Annotated in this window: 13 protein-coding genes and 1 pseudogene; 4 read left to right on the forward strand and 10 right to left on the reverse strand. The window is 60.4% G+C overall.

Translation table 11 applies throughout. The features are described from left to right. Positions 1 to 2714 (forward strand): Hint domain-containing protein (locus ACP7AP_RS02115; RefSeq protein WP_426031758.1); only part of this gene is annotated, 2714 nt, incomplete at its 5' end. A gap of 66 nt (positions 2715 to 2780) precedes the next feature. On the opposite strand, the gene ACP7AP_RS02120 is transcribed toward ACP7AP_RS02115, so the two are convergent. Together ACP7AP_RS02120 and ACP7AP_RS02125 are read right to left on the reverse strand one after the other, a co-directional pair. Next, positions 2781 to 3368, reverse strand: coding sequence for a nucleotidyltransferase family protein (locus ACP7AP_RS02120; protein ID WP_426031760.1), 588 nt, complete (start codon positions 3366 to 3368; stop codon positions 2781 to 2783). A 223-nt stretch (positions 3369 to 3591) separates the two neighbouring features. Then, entirely contained in the window at positions 3592 to 6009 is a 2418-nt protein-coding gene (locus tag ACP7AP_RS02125) for a GcvT family protein (protein ID WP_426031762.1), read from the reverse strand. A 170-nt stretch (positions 6010 to 6179) separates the two neighbouring features. Here ACP7AP_RS02125 and ACP7AP_RS02130 point away from each other — a divergent pair, with 170 nt between their 5' ends. Then, positions 6180 to 7712, forward strand: coding sequence for an ArnT family glycosyltransferase (locus ACP7AP_RS02130; RefSeq protein ID WP_426031764.1), 1533 nt, complete (start codon positions 6180 to 6182; stop codon positions 7710 to 7712). Here the strand turns inward: ACP7AP_RS02130 and ACP7AP_RS02135 are convergent. From ACP7AP_RS02135 to ACP7AP_RS02160, 6 genes are all read right to left on the reverse strand, one after another. After that, positions 7687 to 8982, reverse strand: coding sequence for a branched-chain amino acid ABC transporter permease (locus ACP7AP_RS02135; RefSeq protein ID WP_426032111.1), 1296 nt, complete (start codon positions 8980 to 8982; stop codon positions 7687 to 7689). The two genes, ACP7AP_RS02130 and ACP7AP_RS02135, sit on opposite strands and share 26 nt — an antisense overlap. A 139-nt stretch (positions 8983 to 9121) precedes the next feature. Further along, on the reverse strand, positions 9122 to 10126 hold the full coding sequence (locus ACP7AP_RS02140; RefSeq protein WP_426032113.1) for a branched-chain amino acid ABC transporter permease: 1005 nt from the start codon (positions 10124 to 10126) through the stop codon (positions 9122 to 9124). Further along, positions 10126 to 10485: a hypothetical protein gene (locus ACP7AP_RS02145; RefSeq protein WP_426031766.1), complete on the reverse strand. Its 360-nt coding sequence runs from the start codon at positions 10483 to 10485 to the stop codon at positions 10126 to 10128. Before ACP7AP_RS02145 ends, ACP7AP_RS02140 begins: the two co-directional genes overlap by 1 nt. A gap of 3 nt (positions 10486 to 10488) precedes the next feature. Next, a complete protein-coding gene (locus ACP7AP_RS02150; RefSeq protein WP_426031768.1) occupies positions 10489 to 11199 on the reverse strand; it encodes an ABC transporter ATP-binding protein in 711 nt (236 codons plus the stop codon). Further along, positions 11192 to 11983, reverse strand: a complete 792-nt coding sequence (locus ACP7AP_RS02155) for an ABC transporter ATP-binding protein (protein ID WP_426031770.1) — start codon at positions 11981 to 11983, stop codon at positions 11192 to 11194. The genes ACP7AP_RS02150 and ACP7AP_RS02155 overlap by 8 nt, the downstream gene beginning before the upstream one ends. 108 nt (positions 11984 to 12091) lie before the next feature. Beyond that, positions 12092 to 13282, reverse strand: a complete 1191-nt coding sequence (locus ACP7AP_RS02160; RefSeq protein ID WP_426031772.1) for an ABC transporter substrate-binding protein — start codon at positions 13280 to 13282, stop codon at positions 12092 to 12094. A 291-nt stretch (positions 13283 to 13573) separates the two neighbouring features. On the opposite strand from ACP7AP_RS02160, the gene ACP7AP_RS02165 reads away from it, so the two are divergent. Continuing rightward, positions 13574 to 13981 carry a DUF805 domain-containing protein gene (locus ACP7AP_RS02165; protein WP_426031774.1) on the forward strand — a complete coding sequence of 136 codons (408 nt, stop codon included), beginning with the start codon at positions 13574 to 13576 and terminating at the stop codon, positions 13979 to 13981. Between the two features lie 6 nt (positions 13982 to 13987). Here the strand turns inward: ACP7AP_RS02165 and ACP7AP_RS02170 are convergent, their stop codons facing one another. Beyond that, positions 13988 to 15013 carry a GlxA family transcriptional regulator gene (locus ACP7AP_RS02170; protein WP_426031776.1) on the reverse strand — a complete coding sequence of 342 codons (1026 nt, stop codon included), beginning with the start codon at positions 15011 to 15013 and terminating at the stop codon, positions 13988 to 13990. Positions 15014 to 15166: 153 nt separating this feature from the next. Between ACP7AP_RS02170 and ACP7AP_RS02175 the strand changes: the two genes are divergently transcribed. Then, the gene (locus ACP7AP_RS02175; RefSeq protein WP_426031778.1) at positions 15167 to 16537 is read left to right on the forward strand and encodes a class II 3-deoxy-7-phosphoheptulonate synthase; all 1371 of its coding nucleotides are present in this window, start codon (positions 15167 to 15169) and stop codon (positions 16535 to 16537) included. Positions 16538 to 16657: 120 nt separating this feature from the next. On the opposite strand, the pseudogene ACP7AP_RS02180 reads toward ACP7AP_RS02175, so the two are convergent. Continuing rightward, positions 16658 to 17305, reverse strand: a pseudogene (locus ACP7AP_RS02180) (PAS domain-containing protein). Positions 17306 to 17384: the final 79 nt, after the last annotated feature.

Consider the following 17384-nt stretch of genomic DNA (forward strand, 5'->3'; position numbering starts at 1 on the left):
GCGACGACGGCAGCGATACGCTGTCGGGTGATGCGGGCGCTGATCTGCTCTACGGCGGCACCGGCAACGACACCCTGAGCGGCGACGACGGCAGCGATACGCTGTCGGGTGATGCGGGCGCTGATCTGCTCTACGGCGGCACCGGCAACGACAGCCTGCTTGGCGGTTTGGGCAATGACAGCCTGCTCGGCGGCGATGGCGATGATACGCTGGACGGTGGCACCGAAGCCGACAGTCTGCTCGGCGAGGCGGGCAACGACAGCTTGCTCGGCGGCGATGGCAATGACAGCCTCTATGGCGGCGCGGACAATGACACGCTGTCGGGCGATGCGGGCGCTGATCTGCTCTACGGCGGCACCGGCAACGACAGCCTGCTTGGCGGTGCTGACAACGACACCCTGAGCGGCGACGACGGCAGCGATACGCTGTCGGGTGATGCGGGCGCTGATCTGCTCTACGGCGGCACCGGCAACGACAGCCTGCTTGGCGGTTTGGGCAATGACAGCCTGCTCGGCGGCGATGGCGATGATACGCTGGACGGTGGCACCGAAGCCGACAGCCTGCTCGGCGAGGCTGGCAACGACAGCCTGCTCGGCGGCGATGGCAACGACAGCCTCTATGGCGGTTTGGACACTGACACGCTGTCGGGTGATGCGGGCAATGATCTGCTGTTCGGGGGCCTTGGCAACGACAGCCTGCTTGGCGGAGCTGACAACGACACGCTCTACGGCGACGACGGTTCGGATACTCTGGACGGTGGCGCGGGCAATGATCTGCTTTATGGCGGCACCGGCAACGACAGCCTGCTCGGCGGTTTGGGCAATGACAGCCTGCTCGGCGAGGCGGGCAATGACAGCCTGCTTGGCGGCGATGGCGATGATACGCTGGACGGTGGCACCGAAGCCGACAGCCTGCTCGGTGGCGTGGGCAATGACAGCCTGCTCGGCGGCACCGAGAACGACACGTTGTCGGGCGATCTCGGCAATGACAGCCTGTTTGGCGGCTTGGGCAATGACCAGCTTTATGGTGGTGACGGCAACGACACGTTGTTTGGTGATGCGGGCAATGACACGCTGGATGGCGGGCAGGGAGCTGACAGCATTGACGGCGGCGATGGCAATGATTCCATCATCGGCGGTCTGGGCGTGTGGAATGACACGTTGCTTGGGGGCTTGGGCGACGATACCATCTTGGGCGGCGACGGCACCGACCTTGCCTATGGTGGCGCGGGCAATGACACGATCTCGACCGGCCTTGGCAATGACACCGTCTATGGCGATGCAGGCAATGACACCCTGTCCGGGGGCGATGGCAATGACCTGCTCTATGGCGGTCTTAACGAGGATTCTCTCAGCGGCGGCATCGGTGACGATCTGCTGGACGGTGGCGACGGCAACGATAGCCTTGACGGCGGCTCGGGCAATGACAGCATCCTTGGCGGCGCAGGCAATGACACATTGCTCGCTGGGGCCGGTGACGATGCGCTGAGTGGCGGCGATGGCAATGACTCGATCAACGCCTCACTTGGCAATGATACCGTCGATGCCGGGGCAGGTGATGACAGCGCGGACGCAGGTTCGGGCAATGACCTGATCTACGGCGGCGACGGTCAGGACAGCATTTTCGGCGGCGCCGACACTGACACGATCTATGGTGGCACGGGCCATGACCAGATTTTCGGCGGCGACGGCACCGATTTGATCAGCGGCGATGCGGGCAATGACACGCTGTCCGGCGATGCGGGCAACGACACGCTTTTTGGCGGTGCTGACAACGATCTGCTGTACGGTGGCGACGGCAATGACCTGCTCTATGGCGGGCTTGGCAATGACGTGGTCTATGGCGATGCGGGCGATGACACGCTGCGGGGCGAGGCCGGGGCCGATACGCTGTACGGCGGCGCGGGCAACGAGCTGTTTCTTGTCGATGGCAATGCCAACGCATACGGCGATGTGATCGCAGGCGGTGAGAATGTCGGCGACAATGACGTGCTTGATCTGACCAGCTGGGGCTGGGCGCTGACCAATATCATCTACGATCCGATGAATCCCGAGAATGGCACCGTCGAGTTCCTTGATGCTGCGGGCCATGTGATTGGCACGATGACCTTCTCGAACATCGAGAAAGTCATCCCCTGCTTCACCCCCGGCGTGATGATCACGACGGATCGCGGCGATGTCGTGGTCGAGGATTTGCGGGCGGGCGATCTGCTGTTGACCCGCGATCACGGCTTGCAACCGATCCGCTGGATTGGCAGCCGTACGCTGGGTTTGGGCGATCTGATCGCGCATCCGCACCTGCAGCCGGTGAAGATCGGGCAGGGCGCGCTCGGCTATGGCCTGCCGCAGCGCGATACATTGGTTTCGCCGCAGCACCGCATGCTGATCGAAGGTGCGTTGCCGGAAATGCTGTTTGGCGAGGCCGAGGTGCTTGTGGCCTCCGCCCATCTGACCGCCTTGCCGGGGGTTGTGCAGATTTTGCCGCCCGGTGTGACCTATATTCACCTGCTGCTGGAGCATCACGAGATCATCTGCGCCAATGGGGCCTGGACCGAAAGCTTCCAACCCGCCGAGCGGATGTTGGATGCGATGGAAGATGGCCCGCGCGCGGAAATTGCAGAATTGTTCCCCCAGCTTATGCTGGATCACGCCGATTACCCGGCGGCGCGTCTGACGCTGAAAGCGCATGAGGCCAAGGTGCTGCTCTCGGCGTGATCCGCCGATTTCCGTGACGGAAATCGTGACGGAAATCGTGTCGGAATTCGTGTCGAATTCCGCGCGCTAGCCTTGTCGCCTTGCGTGCCATGCCGCCCAAGCTTCCGGTGTGTCCAGATCGGTCAGCGCGTGCTGATCGGGCAGGGCGATCAGCCTGACACGCGAGGGATACTGCGTCAAAACGCTCCGCGCCCCCTCATCGCCGCGCAAATCCTGCAACACCCCCCGCAAATCTGCGGGAAAAACCACCGGATGCCCTGGCCTGCCATCGCTGCTTGCCCCGCGCAGAATGGCGCGTGGTGCCTGATCGAAAGCCGCGATCAACGCCAGCAGATCATCCGCGTTCAACTCTGGCATATCCGCAGGCAGGATCATCAACGCGCCCTGTGCCGCCTTAGCCCCGGCGCGGATCGAGGCCGCCATGCCCTCGTCTGCCGCAGCAACCGACAGCACCACAGCGTCAACACCCGCCACAGCCTGCCGTCGCGCCACATCCTCGATGCGCAGCGTCACGATCACTTGGGCACAAACGTCCCGCGCCATCTGCGCCTGCCTGCGCAGCATCGCCACACCGTCCACCAATTCCAACAGCTTATCGCCGCCGCGCATACGGCTGCTGGCTCCGGCGGCGGGGATCAGGATGGTCAGCGGCATGGAACAAGCGTGACGCAAAGCCAAGCCCCGGTCAAGCAACCGGGTCTGGCGTTTGGTGTGTCTCACGCATCGAAAACCACGTCATTCAGACCTTTACGACAACATAGTGTGGAAATATGCCCAAAAACTGGCCAATACCACAAGTCATTCCCAGCGGGGAATGACCGTTCCAGCCAAGAAGCGGCGCGCATCATCAAAGACATGCAACCGTTTCAAGCCAGTTTCAGCCCCGCATCCGCGCGCCGTCCGCGTCAAACAATGGTGCCAGTTGCACCACAGCTTTGCGGTGCTCACCAAGGATTTCGATATGGCACTCAAGCCCATCCTTGACTTTATCGGCAGGCAGGAACCCCATTGCCACCGATTTCCCGGTGAAATGGCTGAACCCACCGCTGGTGCAGAAGCCTACGACCGCACCCTCCAGCCAGATCGGCTCCCACGCCACCACATCGGCATCCTTGGCATCGACGATAAAGCTGACCAGCTTGCGCTTCGGACCTGCGGCTTTCTCTGCCGTGGCCGCCGCCTTGCCGATCCATTCGGCATCCTTGTTCCAGCGGATGAAGCGATCCAGCCCCGTCTCGCAGGGGGTGTAATCCGGGCTGAACTCACGCCCCCACGAGCCAAACCACTTGTCCAACCGCAAGCTCATCATCGCCCGCATCCCGAACGGCCGCAGGCCCAAATCGCTGCCCGCCGCGTTCAGCGTGTCCCACAGATGCCGCACCGACATGTGATCGCAGAAAATCTCATAGCCCAGATCGGCGGTGTAGCTGACGCGCTGCACGATGCAATTCGCCATCCCCACCGTCATCCGCTTTACGTCCATAAACTTGAACGCAGCGCCCGACACATCGGTGCGCGTCACCCGAGCCAACAACTCCCGCGCATTCGGCCCGGCAATCTGGAAGCCCGTCCGCGCATCCGAGACGTTTTCCACCGTCACGCCATCCATCGCGTTCTGCTCAAACCAGCGGTAGTGCCAGCCCTGCGCGCCATAGCTCGCGGTCAGCTGGAACTCGGTTTCCGACAGGCAAGACACCGTGAAATCACCGATGATCTTGCCGGAATGTGCCAGCATCGGCGTCAGGGAAAGGCGGCCAACCTTGGGGATATTCCCCGCCATGATCTTGTCCAGCCAAGCCCGCGCATTCGCACCCTTGACGATATACTTGCCGAAATTCTGCAATTCGTTGATGCCAACGCCCTCGCGCACCGCCAGCACTTCCTGCCGCGTGGCTTCCCAAGCGTTAGAGCGTTTGAACGTCGGCTCCTCATAGGTCGGCTCACCGGGCAGGGCATAATAGTTGACAACCTCAAGCCCGTATTGCTGGCCCCAAACTGCGTTCAGCGCGGTGTTGGTGTCATGCATCGGCGTGGTGCGGAACGGCCGCGCTGCCGGGCGTTCCTCGTTCGGGTAGCCGACCGAGAACCGCATCTGATAGTTCTCGATCACCTTCGGCACGGTGTAGCCCGGCGTGGTCCAGGTGCCGAAACGGCTGACATCAAAACCGCGCGGATCACGCTCAACCTCGCCCTCGATCATCCACTGCGCCAGCGCCAACCCCATGCCGCCGCCCTGAGAGAACCCAGCCATCACCGCACAAGCCGACCAGTAATTCTTCAACCCCTGCACCGGACCAATCAGCGGGTTGCCGTCGGGGGCAAAGGTGAACGGCCCATGGATCACGCGCTTGACACCCGCTTTTTGCAGGGCGGGGAAGCGGCGGTAGGAAAATTCGATGCTGTCGGCGATCTTGTCATAGGCGTCGGGCAGAAGTTCCTGCCCCCAAGTCCAAGGGGTGCCGTCGATGCTCCACCCCTCGCAGGGTTTTTCGTAAAAGCCGATGCAGAAGCCCCGGCCCTCCTGCCGCAGATAGGATTCGCCGCCGGGGTCCATCACATGCGGAAACTCGCGCCCGCCACGGGCGACGATCTCGGGGATGTCGTCTGTCACCAGATATTGGTGCGCCATGGGCAAAAGCGGCAGGTAAACCCCCGCCATCGCGCCCACTTCCCGTGCCCAAAGTCCGGCGGCGTTGACCAGATGCTCGCAGGTGATGGTGCCTTTGTCGGTGACAACCTCCCAGCCGTCGCGGGTGGGATTGGTTGCGATGACCTTGGTGTGCAGCACAATCTCGGCCCCGCCCATCTTGGCGGCTTTGGCATAGGCGTGGGTGGTGCCGTAGGGGTCAAGGTGACCATCAAGCGGATCATAAAGCGCGCCGATGATGCCTTCCAGATTGACCATCCCGTCGGTCAGCTTGGCGATTTCCTCTGGGCCGAGAATTTCAGTGTCAAGCCCCATGTAGCGGTGCTTGGCGCGTTCCGCCTTCAACTGATCAAAGCGTTCCTGATTGTCGGCCAGCGTAATGCCGCCCACATGGTGCAGCCCGCAGGACATTCCCGTGATCGCCTCCAACTCTTTATAAAGCCGGATCGTATAGCCCTGCAACGCCGCCATATTGGTGTCGCCGTTCAGCGTATGAAAGCCGCCCGCCGCGTGCCAGGTGGAGCCGCTCGTCAACTCAGACCGCTCAATAAGCGTCACATCCGACCAGCCTAATTTGGTCAGATGATACAAAACCGAGCAGCCGACAACGCCGCCGCCAATCACAACAACGCGGGTATGGGTTTTCATCTGTGAATCCTTTTGAAATCGCGGGGCCGCAGCCCTTTTGCGCTAAAATAAGCCCTCCCGCACAAATCACCGCCCCGTCCACGACAAAATGCGTCGCAAATGAAGCGCAAGCGCCACGGTAGACCCTAGCGGCGGATCATTGTAGCAAAGGCGCAGCAACGGAGGCGCAAATGCTGGGTAAACTTTGGCCAATTCTGATCGGTGTGGCGGTGGTGCTTGCCGCCCTTGTCGCCATGCGGCCACTATTGCCGATTGACGAAACGCGATATCTGTCCGTCGCGTGGGAGATGTGGCTGTCCGGCGACCCTGTGCATCTGACCAAGAATGGCGAGATGTATACGCATAAAACGCCTTTGCTGTTCGTGATGATCAATCTGGTCTGGCTGCTTACGGGGGTATCCGAATTCGCCGCCCGCCTCGTCGGCCCTGCTTGTGCGGTTGGGATGGTCGCTGGCACGACGCTGCTCGCCCGCCGCCTGTGGCCCGCCGAGAACCTGGGAATCCGTGCGGCGCTGATCCTGTCAGGCTTTCCGGTGTTTCTGATCTACGGCTCGGCCACCATGTTCGACGCATTGCTTGCGCTTGGCGTCCTCGGCGGCATCGCAGCTTTGTGGAGCATTGGACAGGGCAGGGGCGGCTGGATAACCTTCGGCCTCGCCCTCGCGTTCGGCGTCTATGCGAAAGGCCCGGTCATCCTCGTCCACCTGATGCCAGTGCTATTGACCATGCCCTACTGGGCACCGAACCCGCCCAAGGCCACCGAAATCGCCAAGGGCTTTGGCGGCGCGTTGCTGGTTGCCCTCGCCCTGATCGCCCTCTGGCTCGTGCCAACCCTGCTCACCGCCACGCCGGAATTCCGCACTGAACTGCTCTGGACCCAATCCGCCGCCCGCGTGGCTGGCGGCATGGCCCACGACCGCCCGTTCTGGTTCCTGATCGCCCTGCTGCCGCTTTTGCTGTTCCCATGGGGCTGGTCGATCCGCCTGTGGCGCGGGTTCAGTGGCTCATGGAGCGACCCCGCGATCAAACTCTGCACGATCTGGGCCACCTCCACCCTGATCCTGTTCTCGCTGATTTCCGGCAAACAAGCCCATTACCTGCTGCCCGCCTATCCCGCGATGGCGTTGCTGTTCGCCCATGCCTCTGTGCGCGCCAAATCCGGCAGTATGGCTTGGGCTGCCCTAGTGCTGATCGCCGCCGGGGCAGGGGCCATCGGCCTTGGCCTGATCCCCGCCAAAGCCGATCTCGCGCAACTCGCGCCCTACTGGCCGCTCACCGCCTTCGCAGCCCTGTGCCTGATCCTCTCCCTGATGATCTGGCGCTTGCCGCGCATCCCCGGTCATTTGCTCGCGGGCGTCGCCCTAACCCTCGGCCTCCACGGCATCATCGCCACCACCGGGCTTTACGCGGCCTATGATGGCCAAGCCCTTGCCAACATCCTTGCCACCTATGAAGCCAACGGTCTTGCAGTGACCAACGCCGAATACAATGCCGAGATCAACTTCCTTGCCCGTCTGACCACGCCTATCGCTCTGACCCCCGATCTGCCAAGCCTGAAAACTTGGGCGCAAACCCATCCCAACGGCATGATCTTTGGCCGGGTAAAAGAAAACCCGCTGACGGCAGCGCCGCAGCAGGTTTTCCATTTCTTCGCGCAGGATTGGGGCCTGTGGCCCGCTACTTCTCTGGGATCAGCCCCTTAGGACTGAACCGCAGCACCAACAGCAACACCGCTCCCAACGTCACCAACCGCAGATGCGGGGCGGCATCAATCAGATGCGCCTTCAAGGCCCCGGCTGGCAGCGGATAGGTCAGATAGCCCATAAACACCGGGCCCGCGTTCTCGACAATCAGCCACAGCCAGCCCAGCAGCAACCCACCCAGAACCGCGCCCCAGTTGTTGCCAGAGCCGCCGACAATCACCATCACCCAGATCAAAAACGTAAAGCGCAGCGGCGAGTAATTGCCGGGCGTCAACTGCCCCTCCATCGAGGTCAGCATCGCGCCCGCCATCCCCACCACAGCCGAGCCGATGATGAAAATCTGCAAATGCCGGGCGGTGACGTTCTTGCCCATCGCAGAAGCCGAGACTTCATTATCCCGGATCGCCCGCATCATCCGGCCCCAAGGGCTGTTCAGCATCCGCTCGGATATCCAGATCAGCGCCAGCAAAACCAGACCAAAGATCAGCATATACAACAGCTTGACGAGGATGGTGGAGGCAGAAATCGTATCAAACCCCCAATTCTGCGCCCAGCCAACAAACTCGGCTGACTTTTGCAAATCAACCTCATACGGCACCGGCCAAGGCCGTGGCAGACCGACAAGGTTCTTCACCCCGCGCGACAGCCAGTCCTCATTCTTCATTACCGCCAGCACAATCTCGGCAATCCCCAGCGTCGCAATCGCCAGATAATCCGAGCGCAAACCCAAAGCGACCTTGCCAATCGCCCAAGCAGCCACCCCTGCAAACAGCGCTCCCACCGGCCAAGACAGTAGCGATGGCAAACCAAAGCCGCCGATATTGCCATAGATTGCCGGATTAAACGCCTCAATCGCCGTCACCGCCGGGTCATAAATCGCGCGATAGGCAAAGAAGCCACCGATCAGGATCGCGGCCACGGTCCAGTTGCGCGCACGTCCCTGCATCCGGCGATATGTCGCCACCGCCGCTGCGATCACCGCCAAACCGAACGCAAGGCTCACCAACAAACGCGGCCCGCCCGCAGCCCAAGCCTCTGGCACCGGCTGCGCTGACACCACCACCACCGCCAAACCACCCAAAGCCACCGAGCCCATGATCCCGGTTGAAAACAGCCCGGCATAGCCCCATTGCATGTTCACGCCCAAAGCCATGATCGCGCTCAGGATGCCGATGTTGAAGATTTGCAGGCTCAGGTTCCAGCTTTGCATCAGTCCCGTCGCTACAAACAAGAAGCCCAGCAAAGCGAACAGGCCAAGGTTCCTGTGCAGCATAGAGCCGATTGGGATCAGTGCCAAAGACGCGCCCAAAACAATCCATTCGCCGACTGTCAAATTCAGCCCGCCAAACATTTCCGCTGCCGCGAAAATGAGGCCTAGTCCGATCCAGAGCAAACGCATCGGATTCATGTCACTTCCCCTTGAAGATGCCGGTCGGCATGAACAGCAACACGATAATCAGGATCGAGAAGCTGACCGCGAATTTGTAATCGGTGGACAAAAGTTGCAGCAGTTGCGTTGGTGCCAGATCAACCGAGGCCAGATACAGCACCACCTTTTTCCACGCATAAGTCACAAAGACTTCCGAGAACGCGATGACAAAGCCGCCCGCAATAGCACCCAGCGGGTTGCCAAGACCACCCACCACCGCCGCCGCCGCAATCGGCAACAGCAGTTGGAAATAGATGAACGGGCGGAAGGATTTGTCGATGCCGTACAGCGTGCCCGCGATCACCGCCAAAGCCGTGGCGATGATCCAAGTCACCATCACCACCTTTTCGGGATTGATGCCGGACAGCAGCGCCAGATCCTCGTTATCCGAGAACGCCCGCATCGACTTGCCGGTGCGGGTTTTCTGCAAGAACCAGAATAGCAACGCCACACAGACCGTCGCCATGATCACGGTGATCGCGGTGGTGGATTTGATCGCCAGACCCTCTTGCAGCCCGGTCATGTCCTTGAATTGCTGCGCCGTCATCACAAACCGCGCGCCATCGGCAAAGCTTTGCTCCTCTGGCCCGATGATCATCCGGGTCAGCCCATTCAGGATGAACATGACACCCGTGGAGACAATCACCAGAATGATCGAGGCCGCCTTTTTCTTGCGGTAAAACCGATACACCACGCGGTCGGTGCCAAGCACAAAAGCGCAAGTGATCGCAACCCCGAAGGGCAGGGCAAGCAGGGCCGTCGGCAATGGCCCCGCAGAAATCCCCATGCTTTGGAACCACCAGGTGATCAGGATCACCCACATCGTGCCAAACGCCATGGTATCGCCATGTGCAAAGTTGGAAAACCGCAGGATGCCAAACACCAAGGTCAACCCCAGCGCACCCAGCGCGAGTTGACTGCCATAGGCAAAGCCCGGCACCACGACAAAGTTCAGAAAGGCCACAAGGGCGTTGAGCATATCCATCATTGCACCTCACAGACGCCGGTGGATTTCCAGACCGATCCGTCCGGGTCCGCAATGCTGTAGGTGAAGGCATTGGTGACTTTCGACCATATAACATATTCGCGGTCGCCGCTTGCGCTGGTGCCGCGCCATTCCACAGCGGTCCCTGACTTTTTACGCGTCATCGCGATGGTTTCAGCATGACTGCGCATCGTGGTTTTCTTGGTCACCATGTCCTGCAAACGCAAAGAGCTTTCCTCATCCGTTGTGGCATGGCATTTGCCATTCGGGCGGCAGATGGTGTCAGGCATGCACCACAACTCGGCAGCGAAGCCGGGCGCGGGCAGCAGCGCCACAAGCAAAACGATAATCCTGCGCATCTTTCAGCCCCCCAGAAACGAACGACGGACTTCGGGATCAGCAAGCAAAGCCTGCCCCGTGTCGGTAAAGCGATTGGCGCCCTGCACCAGAACATAGCCTTTATCGGCGATATCCAGCGCCTGACGGGCGTTCTGTTCCACCATCAGAATGGAAATCCCGGTGCGGGCGACCTCGATGATGCGGTCAAACAACTCGTCCATCACGATTGGCGACACGCCAGCGGTCGGCTCGTCCAGCATCAGAACCTTCGGCTGTGTCATCAGCGCGCGCCCGACTGCCACCTGCTGACGCTGCCCACCCGACAATTCCCCCGCCGCCTGAAAGCGCTTTTGCTTCAGGATCGGGAACAGATCGTAGATCTGCGCCATAGTATCGCGGGTATCATCGGTGCGGATAAACGCCCCCATCTCAAGGTTTTCTTCCACCGTCATCGAGGTGAAAATGTTGCTGGTCTGCGGCACAAAGCCCATGCCCTTGTGCACGCGGGCCTGCGGGGAAAGCTTGGTGATATCCTCCCCATCCAGCATCACCCGCCCGCCACGCAGATTGAGCATGCCAAACACCGCCTTCATCGCAGTGGATTTGCCCGCGCCATTCGGGCCGACGATTACCGCGATCTGGCCCTTTTCGACAGCAATCGTGCAGTTGTGCAGAATATCCACCGGACCATAGCCGCCGGTCATATTCTCGCCAATCAGGAAGGGGTCAGACATGTGCCGCCGCCTCCTTCACCTTGTTCTTCAACCCGGTGCCCAAATACGCCTCGATGACCTTTTCGTTGTTCTTCACTTCCTCAACCGTCCCCTGCGCCAGCACTTTGCCCTCGGCCATGCAGATCACCGGGTTGCAGATGCGGGCGATGAAATCCATGTCATGTTCGATGACGCAGAACGTATAGCCGCGCTCTTTGTTCAGCCGCACAATCGCATTGCCAATGGTGTTGAGCAGGGTACGGTTGACGCCTGCGCCGACCTCATCAAGGAAAACCATCTTGGCATCGACCATCATGGTACGGCCCAGTTCCAGCAATTTCTTCTGCCCGCCCGAGATATTGCCCGCGCGTTGATCGGCCAGATGGGTGATCGTCAGAAATTCCAACACCTCGTCAGCCTTCTCGCGGATGCGCTTTTCCTCAGCCGCGACAGCGCTTCGGTTGAATACGGCGTTCCACAGGCTTTCGCCCGATTGCGCCGCGGGCACCATCATCAGGTTTTCCCGCACCGTCATGCTGCCAAATTCATGCGCGATCTGGAATGTACGCAGCAGGCCCTTGCCGAACAACTCATGTGGCGGCAGGCCGGTGATATCCTCGCCCGCCATCTTCACCCGGCCAGAGGTTGGCGATAGCCTTCCCGCGATCACATTGAACAGAGTGGTTTTGCCTGCACCATTCGGCCCGATCAGGCCGGTGATTGATCCGGCCCTAATCTCTAATGACGCCCCGTCAACAGCCCTGAAGCCGCCGAAATGCCGATGAAGGTCTTCGACAACGATCATATTTCCCCCTGTCCGCCGCCTCTTGTCATGTCTCCATGCGGGCGTGCTTTTTGACAGCAACGGCCCGAGGCGTAACCCCGGGCCGTGCTTAGATGTTTCAGACCAAAATCAACGGAACTTGATGGTTTCGTATTTGCCGCCCTTGACTTCAAACTCGCGGTAACGGCCAGCGCTTTCGCCCGGACCGATCAATTCCACGCCCGACGCGCCATCATAGTCGATGTCTTTGCCAGCCGCGATCAGCTCCAGCGCTTTGCCGATTTCGCCGGGCAGAATCTTTTCACCCGGCGCATTGGCGACTTCCATCACCTTGTCTTTGTAGACTTTCGAGTCGGTGGAATTTGCCGCCTGCATCGCCAGCATGATCAATGCCGCCGCGTCATACGATTCCATCGAATAGGGCGAGGTGGCATCAAAAGGTGCTGCCGAAGTTTTGCCCATTTCGGTCAGGATCGCAGCACCGGGGCTGTCCGATTGTGCGACTTGGCCGTACGAGCCGTCCAAAGCCGGACCGATGGATTTCGGCAGGTTATCCCCGACCATACCGCCCGGCAGACCGAATTTGGTGAAAGCGCCCGCGTCAAGCGAGGCTTGGATGATGCCCTTACCGCCTTGGTCAAGATAGCCCGCCACAACCAGCAGATCGCCACCAGCCGCCGCCAAGGACGCGACTTCAGCCGAGTAATCAGCCTTTCCGTCTTCATGCGGGATATTGATGGTCACGGTGCCGCCCTTGGCGGTGAACGCCGCGGCAATCGCCTCGGACAGACCCTTGCCGTAGTCGGTGTTGGAATAGGTGAGTGCTATCGACTTCACGCCATGCTCGACCAGAATGTCGCCCATGACTTCACCTTCGCGTGCATCCGAAGGTGCGGTGCGGAAGAACAGGCCGTCATCTTCAGCGCTCGACAAAGCCGGCGAGGTGGCCGAAGGCGACACCATCACGATGCCGTTCGGACGCGCGACGTTCTGCAACACAGCCCCGGTCACACCCGAGCAATCGCCGCCCATGATGCCCTTGACGCCGTCAGCCGTCACAATCCGCTCTGCTGCCGCAGTACCGGCAGCCGAGTCGCCGCAGGTATCATCTGCACGGACTGAGACAAAGTTCCAGCCGTTCAGCGCTTTGCCCGAAGCATTGGCTTCCGACATCGCGAGCTCAGCCGCATTGGCCATATGGCCGGTCAGCGATTCGATTGGCCCGGTAAAGCCGATCAGCACGCCAATTTTCACATCTTCCGCCGAAGCGGCACCAGCCAAAAGCGCGGTTGCCGCCGAGGCCAAAAGCAGTTTTTTCATTGTTATCTCCCATGTTGGATCGCAATCCTGCCGTCGAGCCTAGAGCGGCGTTTCGCAAAAGAAAAGCGTCTTAAAGGACAACTTTTTCTTCCGATACATCAGCTTTGGCTGCGACAGGTTGAAAACAGGCTAGTGTCGGAAGGACACTATTTCAAGCTTAAAGTAGTAAGGCTCGGCGAATGTGTAGGCGTTTGGGTGAAAACTGGGCGGCGTTGCAGCTTGGACTGGCATTTTCTGGACAGATTATCGGGCAGCGTGCAAAGGTGCCAAATTGCGTTTGGGAAACTGTGCATGAATTTTGTCGAAGCCGTGAAATCTGGCTATGCCAACTACGTCAATTTCTCAGGGCGCGCGCAGCGCTCGGCCTATTGGTGGTGGGTGCTGTTTCAGGTTGGTGTTGGCTTGGCCATCGCGCTGATCGAGGGCGGCGGTTCGTTCAGCCGTGGCGCAGGCTCGATGCAGTTTGCCGTGGTCGGCGGCACGTTCTCGATGATCTGGTCGCTGATCAACCTGCTGCCCGGCCTCGCGGTTGCGGTGCGCCGCCTGCATGATCTGGATAAATCGGGTTGGTGGCTGCTGATCGGTCTGATCCCGCTGGTCGGCGCGATCATCCTGCTGGTCTGGTTTTGCTCGCGCGGCACCGGCGGAGCCAATCGTTTTGGCGCAGATCCACTGGGTTCAAACGCCAACGTGTTCTAGGCGGCCTCAGATCGACAACCGCACACCAATGCCGGGGCTGGGCATCCCTTGGGTGCCCCGCTCGCGGTAAGGCGTGGTGTTGTAATGGCTGCGGTAGCATTTTGAGAAATGCGACGGGCTGGCAAAACCGCAAGCCAAGGCGACGTTGATCACCGACATATCGGTCTGCATCAACAGGTTGCGCGCCTTTTGCAGCCTGAGTTCCATGTAATAACGCTTGGGTGAGCGATTGAGATAGCGGCGAAACAACCGCTCCAACTGCCGGGTAGACATCCCCACATCCTCGGCCAGATCCGCCGGGCTCATTGGGTCTTCGATGGCGTTTTCCATCATCTGAATGACCTGAGACAGTTTCGGATGCCGCACCCCGATCCGCGTCGGGATCGACAAGCGCTGGGTGTCCTGATCGGTGCGGATGCTGGAATAGATCAACTGGTCGGCCACGGTATTTGCCAGATTCTCGCCATGATCGGTGGCCACCACTTTCAGCATCAGGTCGATGGGCGAGGTGCCCCCTGCGGTGCTCCAGCGGTTGCCATCCATCACAAAGATCGACCTGGTCAGTTTGACATTTTCGAATTCCTCAAGAAAGCTATCCTGATTTTCCCAGTGGATGGTGGCTTTCTTGCCGTCCAGAAGACCGGCCTTGGCCATCGTATAAGATCCGGTACAAATTCCGCCAATCACCACCCCACGCCGCGCCTCGCGGCGCAGCCAGTTCAGCACATTCTTCGTAGTGCTCCTCTGGATATCAAGACCGCCGCAAACCAGCAGAACATCCTCACGCTCGATCTCATCCAGCCCCATGTCCAATTTGAACGCGGCTCCGTTCGAACATCGTACCTCCAGCCCGCCTTCACCCGCCAGCGCCCAGGAATACAACGCTTCACCCGATGCCCGGTTGGCCACCCGCAAGGGCTCCAATGCACCCGCAAAGGACATCATCGTGAACTTGTCCAGCAGCAAGAAGACAAACCGACGCGGCGCGTCAGCCTTTTCTACTTGGGTGGCTTTGCGCGGAAGGGCGGACATGTTGCGACCTGTTTGTGTCGGTTTTGTTGCAAGGAAACAGGAAATAACGGCGTCCGCAAGGGCGAACCATGCACAATCACCGCCTTTCGCTCTTTGCAATCCCGCATATTTTTTCTATACCGCCCCGATATCGCTAACAGAGGGGGAACTCCCATGACCAAGGGTTGGACAAAGTCGGATTGGCGCGCAAAACCGCGCGTGCAGATGCCTGATTATCCAGACACCGCTGCGCTCAACACGGTTGAGGCGCAACTGGCCAAGTATCCCCCGCTGGTCTTTGCTGGCGAGGCCCGCAAGCTGAAGAAACAACTGGCCTTGGCGGGCGAGGGTAAGGCGTTTCTGCTGCAAGGCGGTGACTGCGCCGAAAGCTTCGCCGAATTCTCGGCCGACAACATCCGCGACACTTTCCGCGTCATGCTGCAAATGGCGGTGGTGCTGACCTATGGTGCGAAAGTTCCGGTGATCAAGGTTGGCCGCATGGCAGGGCAATTCGCCAAACCGCGCTCGGCCAACACCGAGATCATCGGCGGCGTCGAATACCCGTCCTACCGGGGTGACATCATCAACGGCTTTGAGGCGACGGCCGAGGCGCGTCGCCCTGACCCTGCGCGGATGCTGCAAGCCTATACCCAAGCCGCTGCCTCGCTGAACCTGCTGCGCGCGTTTTCGACGGGTGGTTTCGCCGATATCCACCGTGTCCATTCCTGGACCCTTGGCTTCGCCGAGCATGACAAGGCCGAGCGTTACCGCGAACTCTCGAACCGCATCTCTGATGCGCTGGATTTCATGTCGGCGGCTGGTATCAATTCCGATTCAGCGCCTTCGCTGGCGACCGTCGATTTCTACACCAGCCACGAGTCGCTGTTGCTGGAATATGAAGAGGCGCTCTGCCGGGTGGACAGCATCACCGGCCAGAACGTGGCAGGTTCGGGCCATATGATCTGGATCGGCGACCGCACCCGTCAGCCCGACGGCGCGCATGTCGAATTCGCGCGTGGCGTTTTGAACCCGATCGGGTTGAAATGCGGCCCGACCACCATGGCGGATGATCTGAAAGTGCTGATGGCCAAGTTGAACCCGCAAAATGAGGCCGGCCGCCTGACCCTGATCGCGCGCTTCGGTGCCGGAAAAGTTGGTGAAAACCTGCCGCGCCTGATCAAAGCCGTGCAGGAAGAAGGTGCCAACGTGGTCTGGTCTTGCGATCCGATGCACGGCAACACCATCAAAGCCGCGTCGGGCTACAAAACCCGCCCTTTTGAATCGGTGCTGCGCGAGGTCCGCGAATTCTTCCAGATCCACAAAGCCGAAGGCACAGTGCCCGGCGGCGTGCATTTTGAGATGACCGGCCAAGACGTCACCGAATGCACTGGCGGCCTGCGCGCGGTGACCGATGAAAATCTGTCCGACCGCTACCACACCGCCTGCGATCCGCGCCTGAACGCAAGTCAATCGCTGGAACTGGCGTTTTTGGTGTCGGAAGAACTCTCCGCCCAACGCGAAGCGGCCCGCCGCGTCGCGCTGTAAGCAGCTCATAAACTTAATATAAAAGGGCGGGGACATTGCTCCCCGCTCTTTTGCATTTCACATTGGCGCAAATACTCTCGGGGGTGAGGCGAAGCCGAGGGGGCGGAAAGCCCCCTTTTTTTACCCGCGCGAACTCACCAGCCGCAACTCCGCCCGCCCCGAAGCACGCGGCGGCGCAGGCTCCAAGTGCCCCGCATCCGGCACCAGCCGCAAGCCAGATCCCGCCACCAATTCACGCACCAGTCCCGAAATCGCAAACCGTCGCGGCTGCCGCCCTAACTGGCCTTGCGTCACCAAACATCCCAACGCCAGCTTCGGCTCACCCGCAGCGCCCGCCAGCGGCAACAACAGCATCCGCCCCGACAAGGCGGGCCGCCCCACCGAACGCTCTGCCTCCAGCCAAACCTCCATGATCGCAGGCGAGGCAAACACCTGCTCCAACTCATGCCCGATCCGCGCCCGTGCCACCGGCTCAAACAGGGCCGACAGCGGCATCCCACGTACGTCCATGCCCAGCAGATCGTTCAAAGCCATCCCCGCAAGTCGAAACCGCGCCAGCCCCGGCGCGATCTACTCGATCAAAAACACCTTGTCCAAACAATCTGCCATGCCACGCGGATCAATCTGGCCACGCGCAGGCAGGCCACCCGCCACCCGCAACGCTTCCCAATAACCGCGCACCACTTGCAACGCCGCCAGAGTGTCAGCTGAGGACCCGCTGCGATCACCGCCCTTGCCATGCGGGCCTTTACCAAAGAAAGTTACCATCGTAGGCCCTCCAGCAGGCTTCGGTTTTACGGCAATCTAGGCGTGCAGGGTCTGCAACTTAAGATTGCTTACTGATAAG

This window comes from Cypionkella sp. TWP1-2-1b2, assembly GCF_049896245.1.
Classification (GTDB): Bacteria; Pseudomonadota; Alphaproteobacteria; order Rhodobacterales; family Rhodobacteraceae; genus Cypionkella.